The following is a 20,798-nucleotide window of genomic DNA, read 5'->3' on the forward strand; positions in this document are numbered from 1 at the left end:
TCCCGAAAAAACTTTTCAACCGACCTGCAACCCCCGGCGGGGATGGACGTCTATACGGATGAAGGCACGGAGAGCGAGACCGGCGGAGCCGGGGGGCGCTTCCGCTCACGAGGAGCGGGGCCGGTCGTCTTCACCCACACACCGTCAGACACATGACCCTGGGGAGTCACGTCATGCGCACGTCCGTTATCACCCGTTTTGCGAAGAACGACCGCGCCTTCTCCGGCCGCCGACGCGTCGCCGTCCTCGCCGCCACCACCGTCCTCGCGGGCGGCGTCCAGTTCCTCGCCACCGACACCGCCTGGGCCTGCGGCGACGTGCGGTACAGCGCTCCGCGCACGGTCGACAAGCCGACCGTCCCGGCTGCAGGCTTCCGGGTCTTCGAGTCCGACAGCATCGCCGCCGACGGCGGCTGGACCGAATTCGGCCTGTCGATCACCAACTTCACCGGGGCCGACGTCCCGAAGACCGCGCCGAACTTCGGCCTGTCGATCGCCGACCCGGGCACCCCGCTGCGCGCCAAGGACGTGCGGGTCGAGGTCATGCAGCACGGTTCCTGGAAGTCGCTGAAGCTCCTCCCGGCTTGCAACGGGCTCGACACCGACACGTCCTCCCTGGCGCAGCCGCTGGCCAACGGCCGGGCCGCCAACTTCATGTTCCGAGTCTCGCTCTCGCCCGACTCGCCGAAGGACCAGACCGCACTGAGCCTGGTGACGGACGCCCGCAACGACAAGGGTGTGGAGGAGTCCTGGGACCACCGCGTCGTGAAGGTCACCCACCCCAAGACCGCGCCCGCCGCGAAGCCGACCCAGACCGCCAAGCCCAAGCCCGCACCGACCAAGGAGACCAAGCACGCCGAGCCCGCCGCCGACCAGACCCCGGCCAAGGAGACCCCCACCCCCGCCGCCGAGACCCCCAAGTCCCCGGCTCCGCAGGCCACTTCCTCCGCTCCGGCCACCACCGCCCCGGCCGGCACCCCCGAGCTCGCCCACACCGGCGCCTCCGAGACCAACACCTTCCTCGCCGTCTCCGCCGCCGCGCTCCTCGCGCTCGGCGCCGGCGTCCTGATCGCCGTCCGCCGCCTCCGTCCCCAGCGGTAGTCGACGGGCGAGCACGACGAAGGGGCCCTCCTCCGTACGGCGGTACGGAGGAGGGCCCCTTCTTCACTTCCGGCGAACCGTCAGCCCCAGGTGATCAGGCGCTTCGGGTACTCCAGCAGCGCGGCCACGTCGGCCAGCACCTTGGAGCCCAACTCCCCGTCCACCAGCCGGTGGTCGAAGGAGAGCGCGAGCGTGGTGACCTGGCGCGGGACGACCTTGCCCTTGTGCACCCACGGCAGCTCCCGGACCGCGCCGAAGGCGAGGATGGCCGCCTCGCCCGGGTTGAGGATCGGGGTGCCGGTGTCGACGCCGAAGACGCCGACGTTGGTGATGGTGACCGTGCCGCCCTGCATGTCGGCCGGTGAGGTCTTGCCCTGGCGGGCGGTCTCCACCAGCTCGCCGAGCGCGACGGCCAGGCCGGACAGGGTCCTGGACCCGGCGTCCTTGATGTTCGGGACGATCAGGCCGCGCGGGGTGGCCGCGGCGATGCCGAGGTTCACCTGGCCCTTGATCACGATCTCCTGGGCCGCCTCGTCCCACTGGGCGTTGATCTCCGGGTGGCGCTTGATCGCGGTGAGCAGCGCCTTGGCGACCAGCAGCAGCGGGCTGACCCGGACGTCCCGGCCCAGCTCGCCGCTCTCCTTGAGCCGGCGGACGAACTTCATCGTGCGGGTCACGTCGACCTGGACGAACTCGGTGACGTGCGGGGCGGTGAAGGCCGAGGCCACCATCGCCTGCGCGGTCGCCTTGCGGACGCCCTTGATCGGCACCCGGACGTCGCCCGTGGTGGGGGCGGACACCAGCACCTCGACCGCGGCGACCTCGGCCGCCTCGGTCACCTCGACGGCCGGAGCCGCCGGAGCGGCCTGGGCCGCGGCGTGGGCGTGCACGTCCTCGCGGGTGATCACGCCGTCCGGGCCGGTCGGGGTGACGGCCCGCAGGTCGATGCCGAGGTCCTTGGCCAGCTTGCGCACCGGCGGCTTGGCCAACGGCCGCTCACCGACCGGCACTTCGGCCACCGGGGCGGGCGCGGCCGGAGCCGGGGCGACCGGGGCGGCGGGCGCGGCCGGAGCCGGCTTCGACGCGGTGACGGTCTTGGTGGTGGTCGTCCGCCGGGCCCGACGCTGGCTGCCGCCGGTGCGCGGGCCGTACCCGACCAGCACCTCCCGGCGCTCCGGCTCGGCCTCGGCGGCCGGCGCCTCGGCGGCGGGGGCGGGCGCGGGCACGGCGGCCGGAGCGGCCCCGGCCTGGCCGGCCACCGCGACCGAGATGATCACGGTGCCGACGTCGACCGTCGCGCCCTCCGGGAAGAAGAGCTGCTCGACGACCCCGTTGAACGGGATCGGCAGCTCCACGGCCGCCTTGGCGGTCTCGACCTCGCAGACGACCTGCCCGTCGGTGACGGTGTCACCGGGCTTGACGTACCAGCTGAGGATCTCGGCCTCGGTGAGGCCCTCGCCCACGTCGGGCATCTTGAACTCGCGGAGCGAGCGAACTTCGGTGGTCATCTTCGCTCCCCGGTATCAGTACGCGAGCGCGCGGTCGACGGCGTCGAGCACGCGGTCCAGGTCGGGCAGGAAGGACTCCTCGACCCGGGACGGCGGGTACGGCGCGAAGTAACCGCCGACCCGCAGGACGGGCGCCTCCAGGTGGTAGAAGCACCGCTCGGTGAGCCGGGCGGCCAGCTCGGCGCCCATGCCCAGGAAGACCGGCGCCTCGTGCACCACGACGGCCCGCCCGGTGCGCTTGACCGACTCCTCCAGGGTGGTGAAGTCCACCGGGGAGAGCGAGCGCAGGTCGACGACCTCCAGCCGGCGGCCGTCCTCCTCGGCGGCCGCGGCGGCCTCCAGGCAGACCTTGACCATCGGGCCGTACGCGATCAACGTCGCGTCGGTGCCGGGGCGGACGATCCGGGCGTCGTGCAGGCCCAGGTCGGCGGCGGCGCCGACCTCGCCCTTGTCCCAGTAACGCCGCTTGGGCTCCAGGAAGATGACCGGGTCGTCCGACTCGATGGACTGCCGCAGCATCCAGTGCGCGTCGTGCGCGTTGGCCGGGGTGACCACCCGCAGGCCGGCGGTGTGCGCGAAGTACGCCTCGTGCGACTCGCTGTGGTGCTCGACCGCGCCGATACCACCCGCGTAGGGGATGCGGACGGTGATCGGCATCTTGACGTGGCCCAGCGCACGGGCGTGCATCTTGGCCAACTGGGAGACGATCTGGTCGAAGGCCGGGTAGACGAAGCCGTCGAACTGGATCTCCACGACCGGGCGGTAGCCGCGCAGCGCGAGGCCGATCGCGGTGCCCATGATGCCGGACTCGGCCAGCGGGGTGTCGATCACCCGGCCCTCGCCGAAGTCCTTCTGCAGGCCGTCGGTGATCCGGAAGACGCCGCCGAGCTTGCCGATGTCCTCGCCCATCAGGACGGTCTTCGGGTCGTTCTCCAGCGACTTGCGCAGCGCCTCGTTGAGCGCCTTGGCGATGCTCAGCTGACCGGCCATCAGTGGTTCTCCCCCGCCTCGAAAGAGGCCGCGTACTCGATGTATTCGGCCCGTTCCTCATCGACCAGCGCGTGCGGCTCGCTGTACACGTGGTCGAAGATCAGCGTCGGGTCCGGGTCCGGCATGCTGCGCACGCCCTCGCGCACCCGCAGGCCCAGCTGCTCGCTCTCGGCGTCGACGGCGGCGAAGAACTCCTCGTCCGCCAGGCCCTCCTTCTCCAGGAGGGTGCGCAGCCGCAGGATCGGGTCCTTGGCCTTCCAGGCCTCGGTCTCCTCGGCGAGCCGGTAGCGGGTGGGGTCGTCGGAGGTGGTGTGCGCGCCCATCCGGTAGGTGAAGGCCTCGATCAGCACCGGGCCGTTGCCGCTGCGGGCGTAGTCCAGCGCCCAGCGGGAGACCGCGAGGCAGGCCAGCACGTCGTTGCCGTCCACCCGCACGCCCGGGAAGCCGAAGCCGGAGGCGCGGCGGTACAGCGGGATCTTGGTCTGGGTGGTGGTGGGCTCGGAGATCGCCCACTGGTTGTTCTGGCAGAAGAACACCACCGGCGCGTTGTAGACCGAGGCGAAGGTGAAGGCCTCGTTGACGTCGCCCTGGCTGGAGGCGCCGTCGCCGAAGTACGCGATCACCGCGTCGTCGGCGCCGTCCTTGGTGATGCCCATCGCGTAGCCGGTGGCGTGCAGGGCCTGCGCACCGATCACGATGGTGTACAGGTGGAAGTTCTTCTCGTTCGGGTCCCAGCCGCCGTGGTTCACGCCGCGGAACATGCCGAGCAGGTTCAGCGGGTCGACGTCGCGGCACCAGGCCACGCCGTGCTCGCGGTACGTGGGGAAGGCGTAGTCGCCGGTGCGCATGGCGCGACCGGAGCCGACCTGGGCGGCTTCCTGGCCGAGCAGCGAGGCCCACAGGCCCAGCTCGCCCTGACGCTGGAGGGCGGTCGCCTCGCCGTCGAACCGGCGCACCAGCACCAGGTCGCGGTAGAGGGAGCGCAGCTCCTCCGGAGTGGTGGTGAGGGGGTAGTCCGGGTGCTCGACCCGCTCGCCTTCCGGGGTGAGCAGCTGTACGAGCTCCGGCTGGGCGTCCTTACCCGTGGCGCGGAGGGTGTCAGGGACGCCGGGGGTCGCCTTCTTGCGAGCCCTCGCCGTGCTTTTGACGGTCACGTTCACTCCTCGGTCTGTCCGGCCGCCCGGGGTCGCCGGTGACCGGTCCGGTCACCGCCTCGCGGGGCGCGCGTGGGTGTGCGCACCTACTGCGTGGCAGGTGGTGATCCTGTTCCGACGGCGTCCCTCACGAGAACGTTACCCAGCGTCCGCCCTTGGCGCGCTTGCGCTAGGACGTCCTACTTGTTCAGGGCCTACAACCCCGAGGGTGCCGCGCCGGGCTCGCCGTCGGAAGGGTGGGGGTGACGGTCGGCGTGACGCAGCTCTCAATTCGAGCGCCTTCAGGACACCAGCGCACGTTATCCGGGCAGACGCCCGTACGAAAGGGGGTTCTCGGTATCGGTTTCGGCGACTGTGGCCGGATCACGTCTTTACGCCGATGCGAACGATAGGCCTCATGTAGGGCGATATGGGAGGCTTTGGGTGTGACTGATAACGGACAAATCAGGGTGTTCCTGCTCGACGACCACGAGGTCGTCCGACGGGGCGTGCACGACCTGCTCTCGGTCGAGGACGACATCGAGGTGGTCGGCGAGGCCGGCACGGCCGCCGAGGCGCTCACCCGGATCCCGGCGGTCCACCCCGACGTCGCGGTGCTCGACGTCCGGCTGCCGGACGGCAACGGGGTCGAGGTCTGCCGCGAGGTCCGCTCCCGGCTGCCCGAGATCAAGTGCCTGATGCTGACCTCCTTCTCGGACGACGAGGCGCTGTTCGACTCGATCATGGCGGGCGCCTCCGGCTACGTCCTGAAGGCGATCCGCGGCACCGACCTGATCACCGCCGTCCGGGACGTCGCGGCCGGCCGCTCGCTGCTCGACCCGGTCGCCACCAGCCGGGTGCTCGCCCGGCTGCGCGACGGCGGCGAGAAGGAGGACGAGCGACTGTCCCAACTCACCAAGCAGGAGCGGCGGATCCTCGATCTGATCGGCGAGGGGATGACCAACCGTCAGATCGGCAACGAGTTGCACCTGGCCGAGAAGACGGTGAAGAACTACGTCTCCAGTCTGCTCGCCAAGATGGGCATGGAGCGGCGCACCCAGGCGGCCGCCTTCGTGGCGCGGCACCAGGCCGACCATCAGTACTGATCCGGCCACTTCACACATCTGACTGTTTGTCAAGGGCCCCCACCAGGGGGCCATAACCTCTGCACGTGACTTTCAGCCAGACCCTCGCCTGCGCCCCGGCCCGCCCCGACCTCTCCGCCCCGCCGATAGGGACCCTCAGTCCGCCCGTCCCGCGCAGCGCACTCGACGAGGTCCTGGCCCGCTACCGGGTGGGGCGGCTGCTGACCGCCGAGCCGGTCGCCGAAGGCCTGCTGAACCGGGGCTACCGGGTCACCACCGAGGCCGGGGCCTACTTCCTGAAGTGCTACGTCGACGCCGCCACCGCCAACCGTCCGAAGATCCTCGCCCACCACCGCGCGATGACCGACCTGCACGCCCTCGGGCTGCCCGTCTCACCCCCGCTGACCTGCACCGAACGCGCCGGCACGGTGGCCGGCCTGGGCGGCCGACTGTTCGCGCTCTTCCCCTGGGTCGATGGCCGACACCAGCACGGTACGGAGCTCCCCCTGCCGCGGTGCGACGCGCTCGGCGCGCTGCTCGGCCGACTGCACGGCGCGCTCGACGACGTCTGCACCCCCCTCGACCAACCCGCCGGCTACCGCAGCGCCGACCCCCTCGACAGCGCCGAACTCGCCCGCGAACTGCGCCGCCACGCCCGCGAGCACCGCCCGTACGGCGAACTGGACGCCCTGGTCGAACAACGGCTCGACGAACGGCTGGAACTGCTCGCCGACCACGCCCACCGCCGTCCCGACCCGCAGGCCGCCCCGCCCACCGGCTGGACCCACGGCGACTTCCACGGCCTCAACCTGCTGTACGACGGCGACCGGGTCGCGGCCGTCCTGGACTGGGACAAGCTCGGCCCCCAGCCGCGCGCCGAGGAGGCCGTCCGCGGCGCCACGCTGCTCTTCAACGACCGGACCACCGGCACCCTCGACCTGGTCCGGGTCCGCCGCTACTCACAGGCCTACCGGGCCTCCGGGGCCGCCACCGCCGAGCACCTGGCCGCCGCCGTCCACCGGGTCTGGTGGGAGCGGCTGAACGACTTCTGGATGCTGCAGTGGCGCTACCAGCGGGCCGACCACCGGGCCGACCCGCTCTACCCCGCCTCGGCGGGCCAGTTGGCGTGGTGGTGCCAGGAGTACGAGCAGGTCCTGGACGCCTTCGCCAACTGAGCCCGTCAGCCGGTCGTCACCGGCGGCGGCACGGTGCCACCACCGCCACCGGTCGGCTTGGAGGTCGGCGGCGCCGGGTTCGAGGTACCCGTGTTGCCACCGCCGCCCGAACTCGGGGTCGTCGGCGCCGAGGTCGGCCCGCCGGTCCCCGTCGAGGTGGCCGTGGGGACGTGGGTGGGCGTCGACGTCACCGTCTGGGTCGGCGTCGCGGTCGGCGTGTGCTTGCCCGAATTCGGCGACGGCGACACGTTGTTGTAGCCACCACTGTTGCCGGTGTAGCTACCGTTGTCGGTCGGCTGCTGCGGCCGCCGGCTGCCGGGGACGGACGGCGACGGGCTCGCCTGGCCGCTCTGGGTCGGCGTGCTCGTCTCGGTGGCGCTGACCACCGGGGCGGGCGTGTTCGGCGTGTTCGTCTTGTTGATGTCGGTGCCGCCGCTGAGCGCGAAGGCGATCCCGGCACCGGCCGCGAGCAGCACGGCGATCCCGCCGACCACCCAGCCCCAGGGCCCGCGCCGACGGCCCGAGCCGTGGTCGCCGTGGTCGCCGTCGTCCTCGCCGCCACCGCCGCCGTACGGGCCGCCGACCGCCGGGTAGGGCGAGGAGGGGGTGTGCGGGCCGCCCGTCGAGTACGGCAGCACGGAGGTCTGGTCACTCGCGCCGACCGCACCGAAGGCCTGGGTGGCCGCCGACTGGTCCGGGCGGAGCACCTGGGTGGCACCGGTGTCGGTGGCCGCGCCGACCCAGCCGGCCCCGGCCGCGCCGTGCATCTCGCGCAGCGCGTGCTGCACGTGGGCGCGGAACTCGTCGGCGTCCTGGAAGCGGTCGTCCGGGTTCTTGGCGAGCGAGCGCAGCACCAGCGCGTCCAGCCCGACCGGCACCCGGCTGTTGGCCTGCGAGGGCGGCACCGGCGGGTCCTGGACGTGCTGGTAGACCACCGAGAGCGGGGTGTCGCCGGTGAACGGCGGGCGCAGCGTGAGCAGCTCGTAGAGCATGCAGCCGGCCGCGTACAGGTCGGAGCGGTGGTCGACCGCCTTGCCGAGCGCCTGCTCGGGCGACAGGTACTGCGGGGTGCCCATGACCATGCCGGTCTGGGTCATCGTGGTGGCCCCGCCGGTCAGCGCCCGGGCGATGCCGAAGTCCATCACCTTGACCGCGCCGGCGTTGGTGATGCTCACGTTGGCGGGCTTGATGTCGCGGTGCACGATGCCGTTCCGGTGGCTGTAGGCCAGCGCCTCCAGCACCCCGGCGATGATGATCAGCGCCTGGTCGACCGGCGGCGCCTCCTCGTCCACCAGCAGCTCGCGGACGGTCCGGCCCTCGACCAGCTCCATCACGATGTACGGCGTGGACTCGTCCCCGACGTACTCCTCGCCGGTGTCGTAGACCGAGACGATCGAGTGGTGGTTCAGCGCCGCGACGGCGTGTGCCTCGCGGGTGAAGCGCAGTCGGGCGACGTCGTCCTGGGCCAGCTCGCCGCGGAGCAACTTGACCGCGACGGTGCGGCCCAGCCGCACGTCCTCGGCGGCGAAGACCTCGGCCATGCCGCCGCGGCCGAGCCGGTGGGTCAGCCGGTAGCGGCCGTCGCCGACCGTGCCCAGCGGGGCGGCGGTGCCGCGGCCGGGGGTCTGCGGCCCGCTCCGGCCGAACGGCGGCAGCGCGGAGGTCGCGGCTTCGTCGCCCGGCCCGGAAATCCTCGGCGTCCCGCCGGTCCGTCCGTCCGCTCGGGCACCCGCGTCGTCGTCCGGCTGCTGCGTCTGTGCCATCGCTCCTCGCCCCGGGCGTTCGCTCGGAATCGCGGTGCCCTGTCGCTTACGTATCCCCGAACGCTACCGCTTCCGGCGCGCACCCGTGACAGCCCGAACCTGCCGGAAACCGTCAGAGCAGGCCATTCCGGCCGGTCGGCTGGTCCAGCACCAGCACCGAGGCCGGCCGCGCTGCGTGCCCGCCGAACTTGCTCTTGGTCTTGTCCTGCGCGTTGTTCACCACGATCGCGATGATGATGCCGGCCAGCACCAGCACACCGACGATGATCGCGACGACCACGAACGCCGTGGAGCAGCCGCCGCTGTTGGGCTTCGGCTGCTGGTACGGCGGCATCGGCTGCGGCACCGGGGTGTGCATCGGCCGCTGCCCGCCTTGCTGGTGGAACTGCGGCTGCGGGGCCTGCGGACGCGGCGTCTGGTAGGCGGGCGGCGGCGTCCGGTACTGCGGCTGCCCCCCTTGCTGGAGGTACTGGGGGTGCGGCGTGTGCGGGGCCTGCGGGGCCGGGGTCTGGTAGGCGGGCGGCGGCGTCTGGTACTGCGGCTGCTGAGGGAAGGGATGAGGGGTCTGCGGGGCCTGCGGCGCGGCGTGCACCGAGCGCGGGCCCTCGTTGATCATCAGCGGGGTGCTCGCCTGGAGCGAGTGTCCGCCCCCGCCCTTCAGCTCCGCGATCAGCCGCTCCGCCTCGTCCCGCATCGCGGCCGCGCTCTGGAAGCGGTGCGCCGGGTCCTTGCGCAGCGCCTGGGCGACGTAGGCGTCCACGGCCGGGGTGATCGAGCGGTTGAGGCTGGAGGGCGCCGGCGGCTCCTCCTGGACGTGCTTGTAGGCGATCGAGAAGGCCGAGTCGCCGTCGAAGACCAGCTGGCCGGTGAGCATCTCGAAGAGCATCACGCCGACCGAGTAGAGGTCGGAGCGGGCGTCCACCGGCTTGCCGAGCGCCTGCTCGGGCGAGAGGTACTGCGGGGTGCCGACCACCATGCCGGTCTGGGTCATCGACGTGACGCCGGATTCCAGCGCCCGGGCGATGCCGAAGTCCATGACCTTGACATTGCCCTTGCGGTCGAACATGACGTTGCCGGGCTTGATGTCGCGGTGCACCAGGCCCATGTCGTGCGAGGCCTCCAGCGCGTTCAGCACGCCGACGGTGACCTTCAGGGCCTCCTCGGTGGGCACCGCGCCGTACTGGGCGACCGCCTCGTTGATCGTCTCGCGCAGGCCCATGCCGTCGATCAGCTGCATGACGATGTACGGCGTGCTGGAGCCGTCCGGGGCGACGTCCTCGCCGCTGTCGTACACCGTGACGATGTTGGGGTGCTCCAGCCGCGCCACCGCCTGGGCCTCGCGGCGGAACCGCTCCTTGAACGAGTCGTCCCGGCCCAGCTCGCTGTGCATGCTCTTCAGCGCGACCTGCCGGTCGAGCACGCTGTCGTACGCGAGGTGCACGGAGGCCATGCCGCCCTCACCCAGCAGCCGCTGCAGCACATAGCGGCCGTTGCCCAGGGAGAAGCCCTCGACCGCCGCGTTGCCGTGCTCGCTCATGGTCCTCTGCTCCCCCTCGGCGCGGCCGTGCTGCCGCAGCCGTGACGTTCGGTCTCGTCCGTGCGTGGTGGGCCCGGCCCGCTGGCCTGGCGGACCCCTGTCGCGGCGGCTCGACCGGCCAGCGACAGGGGTCAGGGTATCGGCTCTCGCCGACGGTGATCGGTGCAGGGCCGATCCTGGCCCCGGGCCGTCGGCGCCCTTCCACGACGCTGCGGCCCGGGGCGGATCGTCGCGGTACGTCCGGTCCCGGCGACGGCCTACAGGCTGCGGCCTACAGGTAGGGGCCGGAACGGATGCCGCGGCCGTGACCCGGGTCCTCCTCGTCCGGCTCGCCGCCGTGCAGACCGGGCGGCAGGGCGCGGCGCATCTGCTCCAGCTGGGCTCGCGCGGCCATCTGCTGGGCGAACAGGGCGGTCTGGATGCCGTGGAACAGGCCCTCCAGCCAGCCCACCAGCTGGGCCTGGGCGATCCGCAGCTCGGCCTCGGTCGGGATGCTGTCCTCGGTGAACGGCAACGACAGCCGCTCCAGCTCGGCGACCAGCTCCGGAGCCAGCCCGAGCTCCAGCTCCTTGATCGAGCTGGCGTGGATGTCCTTCAACCGGGCCCGGCTGGCCTCGTCGAGAGGCGCGGCCCGGACCTCCTCCAGCAGCTGCTTGATCATGCTGCCGATGCGCATGACCTTGGCGGGCTGCTCGACCATCTCGGTCACCGGGAGCTCACGCGGGAGGTCGCCCTCGTCGTCCCCGTCTCCCGCCGGCCCGGCGAACCCCTGGCCCACCGGCAGCCCGTCCGGTCCGACGATCAGCACCTTCTGGCCGTCCTGCGACTGCCCGCCGGCGGCCCGGAAGGGCTCCTGCGACGAGCGCTCGTTCATCGGATTCGTCATGAACAACATTCTCTCTCACTGGGGTTGGTCGGGCGGAAGCCCCCGTTCGTCCCGCCGTCCTGCGCCGCCCCGTCACGACGGTACGCTCCCACGCCCCGCGCGGGAATCCGTACGGATACTCAGTTCCCGCCCCGCTCCGACCGACTCCCGCCGCACGTCCCCCAGGAGCCCACCCCGGAACCCGCACCGAACCTCCACCCCGGCGGGGTCGGAGGGGTGCTCTCGACGGGCCGGAGCGGGTCCCGGTTCAGCCTTTCCGCAGGCGGAGGCCGATCAGGCCGAGGCCGCAGCCGATCAGGCCGAGGCCGACGCCCAGGGGGAGCTGGAGGGTGGAGGGGTCCTGCCAGCGCGCCGGGAGGACGGCGGGGACGGCGGCGGCTGCGACGGGCTGGTCGGAGGTCCCCGTGACGGCGTCCGGGGCGGTGGGGTCGGCGGGGGCCGGGGCGCCCGCGTCGCTGTCCGGCTGGTCGGCCTCGACGCTGTGGTCCTGGGCCTGGGCCTGGTCGGGGGCCTGGTCGGGGGCCTGCTCGACGCTCTGGCCCGGGGCCTGCGCGGGAGGCTGCTGGACGGCCCGGTCCGGCACCCGGTCCGGCGCCTGCTCGACCACCGCGCCGGGACGCTCCGGCGCCGAGGCCAGGCGGTGGTGATGGGCCCGGGGGAAGTCGCCGGCGGCCCGGCGCGACCTGGGCCCCTGATGTTGCGGCCGTGCGGCCGAGGGCTCCGCCCCGACGCTCAGCCCGGTGTCCGACAGGGTCCCCGCGACGGTCGTCGTCGCGGCGGCCGTCGTCGCGGCGGCCAGCGGGAGCATCAGCCCCAGCACGGCCGCCGCGAGCAGCCTCTGGGTTTGGTGGGTACGACGGTGGTGCGGCGCGGCGGGCAGCGGCCCGAGGGGTGAGTGGAATGATGCGGCCACGGTCGGAGTCCTTCCGACGGCCGACCGCGCCCGGGGGCGGGGTCGGCGGCGAGACAGCTCCGGACCAGCCTCACACATTCCGACTAATGTGGCATTTCAGACACCCCGGGCCACCCCGCCGCCCCGCGGACCCGCCCCTCAGGCCTTCAGCACGACCTTCCCGACCTGCTCCCCCGCCTCCAGCACCCGGTGCCCCGCACCGGCCTCGACCAGCGGCAGCACCCGGTCCACCACCGGCTTCACCACGCCGGACTCGACCAGCGGCCACACGTGCTCCCGCACCGCCGCCACGATCGCCGCCTTCTCCGCCAGCGGCCGCCCGCGCAGGTTGGTGGCGATCACCGCCGCCCGCTTGCGCAGCAGCGCGTTGAGGTCGAGCTCGCCCTTCACCCCGCCCTGCAGCCCGATGATCACCAGCCGTCCGTTGACCGCCAGCGCGTCCACGTTCCGCTGCAGGTACTTGGCGCCCATGATGTCCAGGATCACGTCCGCCCCGGCCCCGTCGGTGGCCTCCCGGAGCACCTCGACGAAGTCCTGCTCGCGGTAGTCGATCGCGATGTCCGCGCCCAGCTCGACGCACCGGGCCAGCTTCTCCGCGCTGCCCGCCGTCACCGCGACCCGCGCGCCGACCGCCTTGGCCAGCTGGATCGCCATCGTTCCGATGCCGCTCGCGCCGCCGTGCAGCAGCACCGTCTCACCGGGCCGCAGGTGGGCCGTGAGGAACACGTTGGACCAGACCGTGCAGGCCACCTCCGGCAGTGCCGCGGCCTGCTCCGCGCTCAGCCCCTTCGGCATCGGCAGCAGCTGCCCGCTCGGCACCGCGACCCGCTGCGCGTACCCGCCGCCGGCCAGCAGCGCGCACACCTCGTCGCCGACCGCCCAGCCGGACACCCCCGGCCCGAGCGCGACGATCCGCCCGGCGCACTCCAGCCCCGGGTAGGGCGAGGCGCCGGGCGGCGGGTTGTAGAAGCCCTGCCGCTGAAGCAGGTCGGCCCGGTTGACGGCGGTGGCCGCCACCTCGACCAGGACCTCGCCCTCGCCGGGCACCGGGTCGGGCACCTCGGCCCACACCAGCGCCTCGGGGCCGCCGGGTACGGGAATCGTCATCGCATACATGCCCCGAACCTACTGCGCCTCACGGCAGTTCGGGGGTCAGGCCCTCCCGCGGCCGGTCGACTTGATGACGATCACCCGATCGGTCAGCTGCAGCACGGCGGTCTCCGGCTCGGTGTAGTTGAGCACCCGCCGGCCCCGGGCCACCGCGACCACCAGGTCCGCGCACTCGCGCGGACTGTGCCCGGCCTCGGCCCGGGTGACCGGCCGCTCCACCACGTCCAGCCCGTTCCCGTACGTCAGCAGGTCCTCCATCACCGCTCCGGCGTGCGGGCTGAGCATCGACAGCCCGAGCAACCGCCCGGCCGAACTGGAGCTGGTGACCACGATGTCGGCGCCGCTCTGCCGCAGCAGCGGCGCGTTCTCGTCCTCCCGCACCGCCGCGACCACGGTGGCGGCCTTGTTCAACTGCCGCGCCGTCAGGGTGATCAGCACGGCGGTGTCGTCCCGCTCGGGCGGACCAGGACGGCAGCGCCAGCAGCAGCCGCGAGCCGACCTGCCGCAGCGCCGGCGCGGTACGCCGGGCGGCAGCACGATCCCGGCGTCCGCCCACGGCTCGGTCCCCGGCGCCGAGATGCGCCGCAACCGGCTCATGCGCCCACGCGCACCTCTTGATGGTTCGCTCGCTCACCCGCACCTCCCGATGGTGAGCTCTTCCCCGGCCTCCGGCCAGGGGCGCCCCCATCGCTCGCTCACGGCGCCTCCACCAGCTCGACGGTCTGCCCGGCCGCCGCCCCGCCGGGCGGGACCACGGCCAGCGCCTCCGCCCGGGCCAGGCCGCGCAGCATCGCGGGCCCGTCGAAGGCGAGCGGTACGACCCCCTCGACGGTGCGCCGCACCGGCTGCAGCCGGGTGTCCACCGGGTGCCCGGGCAGCAGCACGGCCGCCGGCGCGAGTGCGGGGGCGGCGACGGACCGCCCGCCGCGGGCGTGCAGCAGCGGCAGGGCGAGCGTGACCATCCCGGCGACCGCGGCCAGCGGGTTGCCCGGCAGGCCCACCAGGTGGCGCCCGCCGGGGAGTTCGGCGAGCAGCATGGGGTGCCCGGGCCGCACGGCGACGCCGTCCACCAGCAGCCGGGCACCGGACTCGGCGAGCGCCCGGTGCAGGAAGTCCACCGGCCCGGCGGCCGTCCCGCCGGTGGTCACCACGACGTCGGCGGTGGAGTGCCGCAGCGCGTCCCGCAGCAGCCCGAAGTCGTCGCGGACACAGCGGACTTCGGCCACCTCTGCACCGGCTGCCCGCAACCAGGGCGGCAGAAGCGGACCGAGCGCGTCCCGGACCAGCCCCGGCCCTGGTATCCCGGAGTCGAGCAACTCGTCGCCCAGCACCAGCAGTTGGACCACCGGACGGCGGCGGACGGCGAGCCGGTCGTGGCCGCAGGCGGCGGCCAGGCCGAGCACCGCCGGGCCGACCACCGCCCCGGCCGGTAGCAACTCCTCGCCCCGGCGGCACTCCTGGCCGCGCGGGCGGACGTCCTGACCGGTGGTCAGCGGCTGCGGGCCGCAGTCGCGTAGCAGCGCGCCGTCCGTCCGACCGTGCTCGCGGCGCAGTACGGCGGTGGCGCCGGGCGGAAGTTGGGCCCCCGTGGCGATCTCGACGGCGCTGCCGTCGGCCAGCGGCGTCACCTCGGTGCGGCCGGCCAGCACCCGCCCGGCGACCCGCCAGGGCCCGGGACCGGCGACCGCCCAGCCGTCCATCGCCGAGGTGTCGAAGGCGGGCAGGTCGGTCAGCGCGCCCAGCGGTTCGGCGAGGGTGTGGCCGAGCGTCTCGGCCAGCGGCAGCCCGACCACCGGCAGCGGGCGCAGTCCGGCCCGACGCGCGGCCTCCCGGGCCTGCGGCCAGCTCAGCAGGCCGGGGCCGGTGGACGGGGCGGCCACGGTGGGCTGCCCGACCGCGCTCACGGCTCGCCCGGCCCGGCGGCGGCGCTCCAGCTCTCGGCGAGCGCCGTGGTCCGGCGGGACACCTCGGCCACGGCCTGCGACCCGCCGCCCTGCTGCGCGGCCGCGTAGCCGATCAGAAAGGCGGTCAGCGGCGCGGCCGGCCGGGCGACCCCGTGCGCGACCACCCGGGCCATGTCGAGCAGGCCCCGGACGTCCACGTCCAGGTCGATGCCGAGGTCGGCCTTGACCTCGGCGATCCAGTCTTCCAGCGTGCGCTCCATGCGCCCATGCTGCCTGATCGGCGGTTTCCCCGAGGTGTTCACCCCGTGTGCAAGGCGCGTCGTTTCCCTCACGGGCCGACGACGGACCCCGTGAGGTCCCCGCCGACCGCCGCGCGGCGAACCCTCAGGACTTCTCCCGCTCCCGGGCCTGCTCCAGGTCCTCCCAGGTGTCGCAGTCGTACGCGACGTTGTCGGTGTCGGCCACCAGCAGCCGGGACAGCCCTCCGACGAGCCGGCGCAGCGGCAGCCCGTCCGGATCGCCGAGCCCGGCCAGCGCGGCCCGCAGCGGGGCGGTCCGGTAGGCGGCGGCGAGCGGCTGCTCGCGCCCGCCGGCGTCGACCAGGACGGTGGCCGCCACGGTCGGGGCGGCCGCGTCGAGGGCGCCGACCAGCCGGTCCACCGTCCGCCGGTCCAGGAAGGGCAGGTCGGCGGCGAGCAGCAGCACGGTGTCCGCGGTGACCAGGTCGAGCCCGGCCGCGACGGCGGCGACCGGCCCGCCGCCGGGCGGCTGCTCCCTGGTCCAGCGGACCCCATCGCGCGCGGTCGGCCGGGCGGGGCCGACCACCACGGTGGTGCGGGCGCCCGCGCAGGCGGCGAGCACCCGGTCGAGCAGGGTGGCCTCCCCCACGGTCAGACCGGGCTTGTCGACCCCGCCGAGGCGGCGGGCGGCCCCACCCGCGGGGACGATCACGTCGTACGGAGTCATGCGGCCAGTATCCGCCCGGCCGTGCCGGGCCCTACTCGACCGGGCCCTACTCGGCCGGGTCGTCCTCGACGATCTCCGCGTCGATGATCCCGTCCTCCGCCTCCGCCGCCGCCCGGGCGGTGTTCGCCGCCGCGCCCAGCTCCAGGAAGGACGGCAGGGTCAGCTCCCCGTACCGCTCGTTCATCGCCGTGACCAGCGCCTCCGGGTCGGCCGGGTGCGCGGCCAGCGCCCGGTCGAAGTCCTGCAGGTACTCCCCGGTGAAGGCGAGCACCCGGGCCGCGTCGTCGCCCTGCTCGGGGGCGCGGTGTCCGGCGATCACCCGGTCCACCCCGAGGTCGGCGATCCGGCCGAGGTTGTGCCCCCAGGTGGTGCGCTGGGCCGGGGTGGTGTCGGCGGTCCACACGTGGGTGCCGTTGCCGACGAAGTCCCCGGCGATCACGGTCCGGATGCTGGGCACGTGGACGACCGAGGACTCCCCGCAGTCGGCCTGGCCGAGCAGCAGCACCGGGATCACCTGGCGGTCGAGCATCAGCGGCTGCGGCAGCAGCGGGGCCGGGACCAGCGGGTGGTCGGGGATGTCGTCGCCGTACACGGGCTTCCACTGCGCGACCTTGGCGGCGACGGTACGCCGGATGCCCTCGACCACCGCCGGCGCGGCCAGCAGCTGGGCGTCCGGGAAGAGCCTCAGCACCTCCTCGGCGCCGAAGTAGTGGTCGGGGTGCTGGTGGGTGACCACGATGGCGAGCAGCCGGCGGCCCTTGCCCGCGACCCACTCGGCCAGTTCCCGCCCTGCGCTGCGGGTGAGCTGGGCGTCCACCAGGATCGCGGTCCGCTCGCCGAGGATCAGCGTGGAGGTGGTGAAGAAGGCCGACTCGGGGCCGGTGAAGACGGCGACCTCCAGCGGCCGCGCGGGCCGCTCGACCTGCGCGGCGGCGGCGGCCACCGCGGGATCGGTCGCAGCGGGCTCTCCGTCCACCCGTTCCGCGCCGGCGCTCTCCTCGGGCGGGGACGACGTCACGGGTTGCTCCCTCTGGTCGGCGGTCGGACTCCCTGCGCCCTACAGCATGGGAGTACCGGCGGCCGATCGCGCGGAAGGCGCGCCCGGCGGGGCGCGCCTTCAAACGCGGCTCACGCGGCTCACACCGCGGCGCGGGCGGCGGTCTCCTTGCCGCGGCGGGCGGCCTGCTCCAGCGCCTGCGCCTTGGACTCGGCGGCCTTCGGCACGAAGTCGGCCATCGCCGGGACGGTCCCAGCCAAGGTGAACTCCGGGACGATGAAGTCGACCTCCAGCCCGAGCATGCCGGTCAGCACCTTCTCCAGGTAGGTGGTGACGAACTCGTACGGCTCGCGCGGGGCGCCGGGCGCGTACGAGCCGCCGCGGGCGGCGACCACGGTGACCAGGGTGCCCTTGGCGGAGGGCTCCTCGCCGGCCGTGCGGCCGACCAGGATCACCTGGTCCAGCCAGGCCTTCAGGGTCGACGGGATCGTGAAGTTGTACATCGGGGTGCCGATCAGCACGGCGTCGGCGCCCTCCAGCTCGGCCATCAGCTCGTCGCGCAGCGCGAAGGCGGCGCTCTGCTCGGCACTGCGGCCCTCGGCCGGGACGAACCCGCCGGTGATGCCGTGGACGTCCAGGTGCGGGATCTGGTCGACGGCGAGGTCCCGGTAGATCACCGTGCCCTCGGGGTGCTCGGCCAGCCAGGCGGCCCGGAAGGCGGCCGTGACCTCGCGGGAGACGGAGCCGTCGGCGACCGCGGAGGAGTCGATGTGCAGAAGCGTGGGCATGAGGGACCTCCAGAGAATAAGTAGCTGCTATTTTCGCCGCAGCTGCAAGTACCGTAGCAGCTTACTTTTCTGCAGTCACTAGTGACAGGTCGAGTAGTCTGGATGCCATGGCCGAGCACGAGGTAGTGACCGATGGGGCGCCCACCGCCGTGGAGGCGTGCGGCGCCGGGGGACAGGGCGGGTGCACCAACGTCGAGCTGGCCCTCACCCGGGTCTTCACCCTGCTCGGGAAGCGCTGGACCGGCCTGCTGCTGGGCGTGCTCGCCCAGAGCGGCCCGGCCTACTTCTCCGAGCTGCGCCGCGCGGTCCCGGGCATCAGCGAGCGGATGCTCTCCGACCGGCTGTCCGAGCTGGCCGAGGCCGGGATGCTCGTCCGCGAGGTCGACGCGGGCCCGCCGCTGCGGGTCAGCTACCGACTCACCGAGGGCGGCATCGCGCTGAAGCCCGCACTCACCGAGCTGGCCGTCTGGGCCGACCGCTACCTGCCGGAGAGCGCCCTCAAGGGCGGCTGCTGACCTGACCGGCTCGGGCCGCAGCCACCGAAAGCCCCCGGACACGACGAAGGGCCCGCCCGCCGGAAACCGGCGGACGGGCCCTTCGCCCAGGACTCAGCGCTTGGTCACACGACCACGCAGTCGGGCCACCCGGTCGGCGACACCCCAGGAGGTGACCCGCCAGAGCGCCTCGATCACGATGCTGCGGCTCATCTTGGACGCGCCCAGCTCGCGCTCGACGAAGGTGATCGGCACCTCGGCGACCTTGAACCCGGCCTTCACCGTGCGCCAGGCCAGGTCGACCTGGAAGCAGTACCCGGCCGAGGCCACCTGGTCCATGCCCAGCCCCAGCAGGGTCTCCTTGCGGAAGGCCCGGTAGCCGCCGGTGACGTCCCGGATCGGCACGCCCAGCATCAGCCGCGAGTAGGTGGAGCCGCCGCGCGAGAGCAGCAGCCGCGACTTCGGCCAGTTCACCACCCGGCCGCCCGGCACCCAGCGCGAGCCGAGCACCAGGTCGGCGCCGCGCAGCGCGCCCAGCAGCCGGTCCAGCTCCTCGGGCTGGTGCGAGCCGTCCGCGTCCATCTCGACCAGGACGTCGTAGCCGTTGTCGATGCCCCAGCGGAAGCCCGCGAGGTAGGCGGCGCCCAGGCCCTCCTTGCCCTTGCGGTGCATGACGTGCACGTTCTGGTCCTCGGCGGCCAGCTTGTCGGCCAGCTCGCCGGTGCCGTCGGGGCTGTTGTCGTCGGCCACCAGCACGTGCGCCTCGGGCACCGAGGCGCGGACCCGGCCGACGATCCGCTCGACGTTCTCCGCCTCGTTGTAGGTCGGAATGATCACCAGGACCCTGCCGAGATCAGCAAAACTCTGCTGGTTCACGGTCACGTACAAACCTCTCGGCCGATGGCGGGGAGTATCAGAACACCGTCGCCCGCACTCTGGAACGCGGTCCCGCCGACAGCCCGCCGAGGGGTTGACCACGGTGGAGAATGCTGTGCGGGGCGGGGACTACTGCGTCCTGGCATCCTACTACCGCGCCCGGGAACCACCGGTCCGACCACGGCACTCCCACCGGATGACCACCGTTTCCCCGTGGGTGCGGCAGGTGGGCTAGGGTCGATGCCCTTGCCCGTGCCCGGACCCCCCGCACCGCCGGGCCCGCCCCGGCGATCCGGCAGACCCGCCCAGACAGCGAAGGAGTAGGACCGCGCGTATGGACAGGCTCGTCAACACCGTCCGCCCGTATGCCTGGGGGTCTCTCACGGCCCTGCCCGAGCTGCTGGGGCAGCAGCCGACCGGCGAACCGCAGGCCGAGCTGTGGATGGGCGCCCACCCCGGCGACCCGTCCCGCGCCGACCGCGGCGAGGGCCCGCGGCGGCTGGACGAGCTGATCGCGGCCGACCCCGAGGGAGAGCTCGGCGCGGCCAGCGTGGCCAGGTTCGGCCCGACCCTGCCGTTCCTGTTCAAGGTGCTCGCCGCGGGCATCCCGCTGTCCATCCAGGCGCACCCCACGCTGGACCAGGCCCGGGTCGGCTTCGCCGCCGAGAACGCCCTCGGGATCTCGCTGGACGCCCCCGAGCGCAGCTACCGCGACGACAACCACAAGCCCGAAATGGTCTGCGCCCTGGGCGAGTTCGAGGGCCTGTGCGGCTTCCGCCGGCCCGCCGAGGCGGCCGGGCTGATGGCCGGGCTCTCGGTGCCCGGGCACGCCCCGCTGATCGACCTGCTGTCCGTCGAGGACGAGGCCGAGGCGCTGCGCGGAGCCCTGGCCGCCGTCCTCACCATGGACGACCGGACCGCCGAACGGGTCGCCCGGGAGACGGCCCAGGCGCTGGCGGAGAGCGACGACGGCGCCCCGGACCGGGACTACGCCCCGTACGCCCGGATCGCCAAGGACTTCCCGGAGGACCGCGGCCTGATCGCCGCCTTCCTGCTCAACCACGTCCGACTGCGCGCCGGCGAGGCGCTCTACCTGGGCGCCGGGGTGCCGCACGCCTACCTGTCCGGCGTCTGCGTCGAACTGCAGGCCAACTCGGACAACGTGCTGCGGGCCGGTCTCACCCCCAAGCACATCGACGTGCCGGAGCTGCTGAAGGTCGTCGTCTTTGAGCCCGACGCGGCCCGGGTCGTCCGTCCCGTCCCGGTCGCGGCGACTCCCGGCGAGCAGCTCTACCCCGTCCCGATCGACGAGTTCCGGCTCTCCCGCTTCGAGCTGGACGGCGTCGAGCGCGAGATCGACGGCCGCACCCCGCAGATCCTGCTCTGCACCGAGGGCGCGGTACGGCTCACCGCCGCCGACGGCACCGCCCTGGACCTCGCCCGCGGCCAGTCGGCCTTCCTCCCGGCCACCGGCGCCCCGACCCGCCTCGCCGGCACGGACAGCACCCTCTTCCGGGCCACCGTCAGCATCTGACCCGGAGCCCCGGACCGACGCGAAGGCCCGCACCCCGTC

Annotated in this window: 18 protein-coding genes and 2 pseudogenes; 5 read left to right on the forward strand and 15 right to left on the reverse strand. The window is 73.5% G+C overall.

Annotated features, from left to right (window positions below; genetic code table 11):
- The first annotated feature begins 173 nt into the window (after positions 1 to 173).
- On the forward strand, positions 174 to 1,100 hold the full coding sequence (locus ACFQ87_RS03165; RefSeq protein ID WP_380608834.1) for an LPXTG cell wall anchor domain-containing protein: 927 nt from the start codon (positions 174 to 176) through the stop codon (positions 1,098 to 1,100).
- Positions 1,101 to 1,180: 80 nt separating this feature from the next.
- Here ACFQ87_RS03165 and ACFQ87_RS03170 read toward each other — a convergent pair whose 3' ends face one another.
- The 3 genes from ACFQ87_RS03170 to pdhA are packed head-to-tail and all read right to left on the reverse strand — an operon-like array spanning position 1,181 to position 4,752.
- Positions 1,181 to 2,608, reverse strand: a complete 1,428-nt coding sequence (locus ACFQ87_RS03170) for a dihydrolipoamide acetyltransferase family protein (RefSeq protein ID WP_380608835.1) — start codon at positions 2,606 to 2,608, stop codon at positions 1,181 to 1,183.
- Between the two features lie 15 nt (positions 2,609 to 2,623).
- On the reverse strand, positions 2,624 to 3,598 hold the full coding sequence (locus ACFQ87_RS03175; RefSeq protein WP_380608836.1) for an alpha-ketoacid dehydrogenase subunit beta: 975 nt from the start codon (positions 3,596 to 3,598) through the stop codon (positions 2,624 to 2,626).
- Positions 3,598 to 4,752 carry a pyruvate dehydrogenase (acetyl-transferring) E1 component subunit alpha gene (gene pdhA, locus ACFQ87_RS03180; protein ID WP_380608837.1) on the reverse strand — a complete coding sequence of 385 codons (1,155 nt, stop codon included), beginning with the start codon at positions 4,750 to 4,752 and terminating at the stop codon, positions 3,598 to 3,600. Before pdhA ends, ACFQ87_RS03175 begins: the two co-directional genes overlap by 1 nt.
- A gap of 425 nt (positions 4,753 to 5,177) precedes the next feature.
- Here pdhA and ACFQ87_RS03185 point away from each other — a divergent pair, with 425 nt between their 5' ends.
- Both ACFQ87_RS03185 and ACFQ87_RS03190 read left to right on the forward strand, forming a co-directional pair.
- On the forward strand, positions 5,178 to 5,837 hold the full coding sequence (locus ACFQ87_RS03185) for a response regulator (protein WP_380608838.1): 660 nt from the start codon (positions 5,178 to 5,180) through the stop codon (positions 5,835 to 5,837).
- Between the two features lie 65 nt (positions 5,838 to 5,902).
- Positions 5,903 to 6,991: a phosphotransferase gene (locus ACFQ87_RS03190; RefSeq protein WP_380608839.1), complete on the forward strand. Its 1,089-nt coding sequence runs from the start codon at positions 5,903 to 5,905 to the stop codon at positions 6,989 to 6,991.
- A 5-nt stretch (positions 6,992 to 6,996) separates the two neighbouring features.
- Here ACFQ87_RS03190 and ACFQ87_RS03195 read toward each other — a convergent pair whose 3' ends face one another.
- The 11 genes and pseudogenes from ACFQ87_RS03195 to ACFQ87_RS03245 form a co-directional block, all read right to left on the reverse strand.
- Positions 6,997 to 8,754, reverse strand: coding sequence for a protein kinase (locus ACFQ87_RS03195; protein WP_380608840.1), 1,758 nt, complete (start codon positions 8,752 to 8,754; stop codon positions 6,997 to 6,999).
- Positions 8,755 to 8,866: 112 nt separating this feature from the next.
- Positions 8,867 to 10,291, reverse strand: coding sequence for a protein kinase (locus ACFQ87_RS03200; RefSeq protein WP_380608841.1), 1,425 nt, complete (start codon positions 10,289 to 10,291; stop codon positions 8,867 to 8,869).
- Positions 10,292 to 10,562: 271 nt separating this feature from the next.
- Positions 10,563 to 11,177, reverse strand: a complete 615-nt coding sequence (locus ACFQ87_RS03205) for a bacterial proteasome activator family protein (protein ID WP_380608842.1) — start codon at positions 11,175 to 11,177, stop codon at positions 10,563 to 10,565.
- Positions 11,178 to 11,424: 247 nt separating this feature from the next.
- Positions 11,425 to 12,090, reverse strand: a complete 666-nt coding sequence (locus ACFQ87_RS03210) for a hypothetical protein (RefSeq protein ID WP_380608843.1) — start codon at positions 12,088 to 12,090, stop codon at positions 11,425 to 11,427.
- A gap of 138 nt (positions 12,091 to 12,228) precedes the next feature.
- Positions 12,229 to 13,206 carry an NAD(P)H-quinone oxidoreductase gene (locus ACFQ87_RS03215; protein WP_380608844.1) on the reverse strand — a complete coding sequence of 326 codons (978 nt, stop codon included), beginning with the start codon at positions 13,204 to 13,206 and terminating at the stop codon, positions 12,229 to 12,231.
- A 36-nt stretch (positions 13,207 to 13,242) separates the two neighbouring features.
- A pseudogene (locus ACFQ87_RS03220) lies at positions 13,243 to 13,659 on the reverse strand (NAD-binding protein); the annotation flags it as partial.
- Positions 13,660 to 13,895: 236 nt separating this feature from the next.
- A complete protein-coding gene (locus ACFQ87_RS03225) occupies positions 13,896 to 15,104 on the reverse strand; it encodes a molybdopterin molybdotransferase MoeA (protein WP_380608845.1) in 1,209 nt (402 codons plus the stop codon).
- Positions 15,101 to 15,382: pseudogene (locus ACFQ87_RS03230) on the reverse strand (DUF6457 domain-containing protein); the annotation flags it as partial. The pseudogene ACFQ87_RS03230 and the gene ACFQ87_RS03225, both read right to left, overlap by 4 nt.
- A gap of 106 nt (positions 15,383 to 15,488) precedes the next feature.
- Positions 15,489 to 16,070 carry a molybdenum cofactor guanylyltransferase gene (locus tag ACFQ87_RS03235; RefSeq protein WP_380608846.1) on the reverse strand — a complete coding sequence of 194 codons (582 nt, stop codon included), beginning with the start codon at positions 16,068 to 16,070 and terminating at the stop codon, positions 15,489 to 15,491.
- A gap of 46 nt (positions 16,071 to 16,116) precedes the next feature.
- Complete coding sequence (locus ACFQ87_RS03240; protein WP_380608847.1) at positions 16,117 to 17,088, reverse strand: MBL fold metallo-hydrolase; 972 nt, start codon at positions 17,086 to 17,088, stop codon at positions 16,117 to 16,119.
- Between the two features lie 119 nt (positions 17,089 to 17,207).
- Positions 17,208 to 17,855 (reverse strand): FMN-dependent NADH-azoreductase, encoded by a 648-nt coding sequence (locus ACFQ87_RS03245; protein ID WP_380608848.1) that lies wholly within the window; start codon positions 17,853 to 17,855, stop codon positions 17,208 to 17,210.
- Between the two features lie 107 nt (positions 17,856 to 17,962).
- Here ACFQ87_RS03245 and ACFQ87_RS03250 point away from each other — a divergent pair, with 107 nt between their 5' ends.
- Positions 17,963 to 18,370 carry a winged helix-turn-helix transcriptional regulator gene (locus tag ACFQ87_RS03250; protein WP_380608849.1) on the forward strand — a complete coding sequence of 136 codons (408 nt, stop codon included), beginning with the start codon at positions 17,963 to 17,965 and terminating at the stop codon, positions 18,368 to 18,370.
- Positions 18,371 to 18,463: 93 nt separating this feature from the next.
- Here ACFQ87_RS03250 and ACFQ87_RS03255 read toward each other — a convergent pair whose 3' ends face one another.
- Complete coding sequence (locus ACFQ87_RS03255) at positions 18,464 to 19,231, reverse strand: polyprenol monophosphomannose synthase (protein WP_380608850.1); 768 nt, start codon at positions 19,229 to 19,231, stop codon at positions 18,464 to 18,466.
- A 328-nt stretch (positions 19,232 to 19,559) separates the two neighbouring features.
- Here ACFQ87_RS03255 and manA point away from each other — a divergent pair, with 328 nt between their 5' ends.
- Complete coding sequence (gene manA, locus ACFQ87_RS03260) at positions 19,560 to 20,759, forward strand: mannose-6-phosphate isomerase, class I (protein ID WP_380608851.1); 1,200 nt, start codon at positions 19,560 to 19,562, stop codon at positions 20,757 to 20,759.
- Positions 20,760 to 20,798 lie beyond the last annotated feature (39 nt).

It is taken from the genome of Kitasatospora sp. NPDC056531, assembly GCF_042794375.1.
Classification (GTDB): domain Bacteria; phylum Actinomycetota; class Actinomycetes; order Streptomycetales; family Streptomycetaceae; genus Kitasatospora.

Bases quoted from the DNA above. Each gene is read 5' to 3' on its own strand.
- ACFQ87_RS03215 (WP_380608844.1), bottom strand. From the start codon at position 13,206: ATGTATGCGATGACGATTCCCGTACCCGGCGGCCCCGAGGCGCTGGTG.
- ACFQ87_RS03165 (WP_380608834.1), top strand. From the start codon at position 174: ATGCGCACGTCCGTTATCACCCGTTTTGCGAAGAACGACCGCGCCTTC.
- ACFQ87_RS03200 (WP_380608841.1), bottom strand. From the start codon at position 10,291: ATGAGCGAGCACGGCAACGCGGCGGTCGAGGGCTTCTCCCTGGGCAAC.
- ACFQ87_RS03245 (WP_380608848.1), bottom strand. From the start codon at position 17,855: ATGCCCACGCTTCTGCACATCGACTCCTCCGCGGTCGCCGACGGCTCC.
- ACFQ87_RS03195 (WP_380608840.1), bottom strand. From the start codon at position 8,754: ATGGCACAGACGCAGCAGCCGGACGACGACGCGGGTGCCCGAGCGGAC.
- ACFQ87_RS03250 (WP_380608849.1), top strand. From the start codon at position 17,963: ATGGCCGAGCACGAGGTAGTGACCGATGGGGCGCCCACCGCCGTGGAG.
- ACFQ87_RS03170 (WP_380608835.1), bottom strand. From the start codon at position 2,608: ATGACCACCGAAGTTCGCTCGCTCCGCGAGTTCAAGATGCCCGACGTG.
- ACFQ87_RS03175 (WP_380608836.1), bottom strand. From the start codon at position 3,598: ATGGCCGGTCAGCTGAGCATCGCCAAGGCGCTCAACGAGGCGCTGCGC.
- ACFQ87_RS03235 (WP_380608846.1), bottom strand. From the start codon at position 16,070: ATGACTCCGTACGACGTGATCGTCCCCGCGGGTGGGGCCGCCCGCCGC.
- ACFQ87_RS03205 (WP_380608842.1), bottom strand. From the start codon at position 11,177: ATGACGAATCCGATGAACGAGCGCTCGTCGCAGGAGCCCTTCCGGGCC.
- manA (WP_380608851.1), top strand. From the start codon at position 19,560: ATGGACAGGCTCGTCAACACCGTCCGCCCGTATGCCTGGGGGTCTCTC.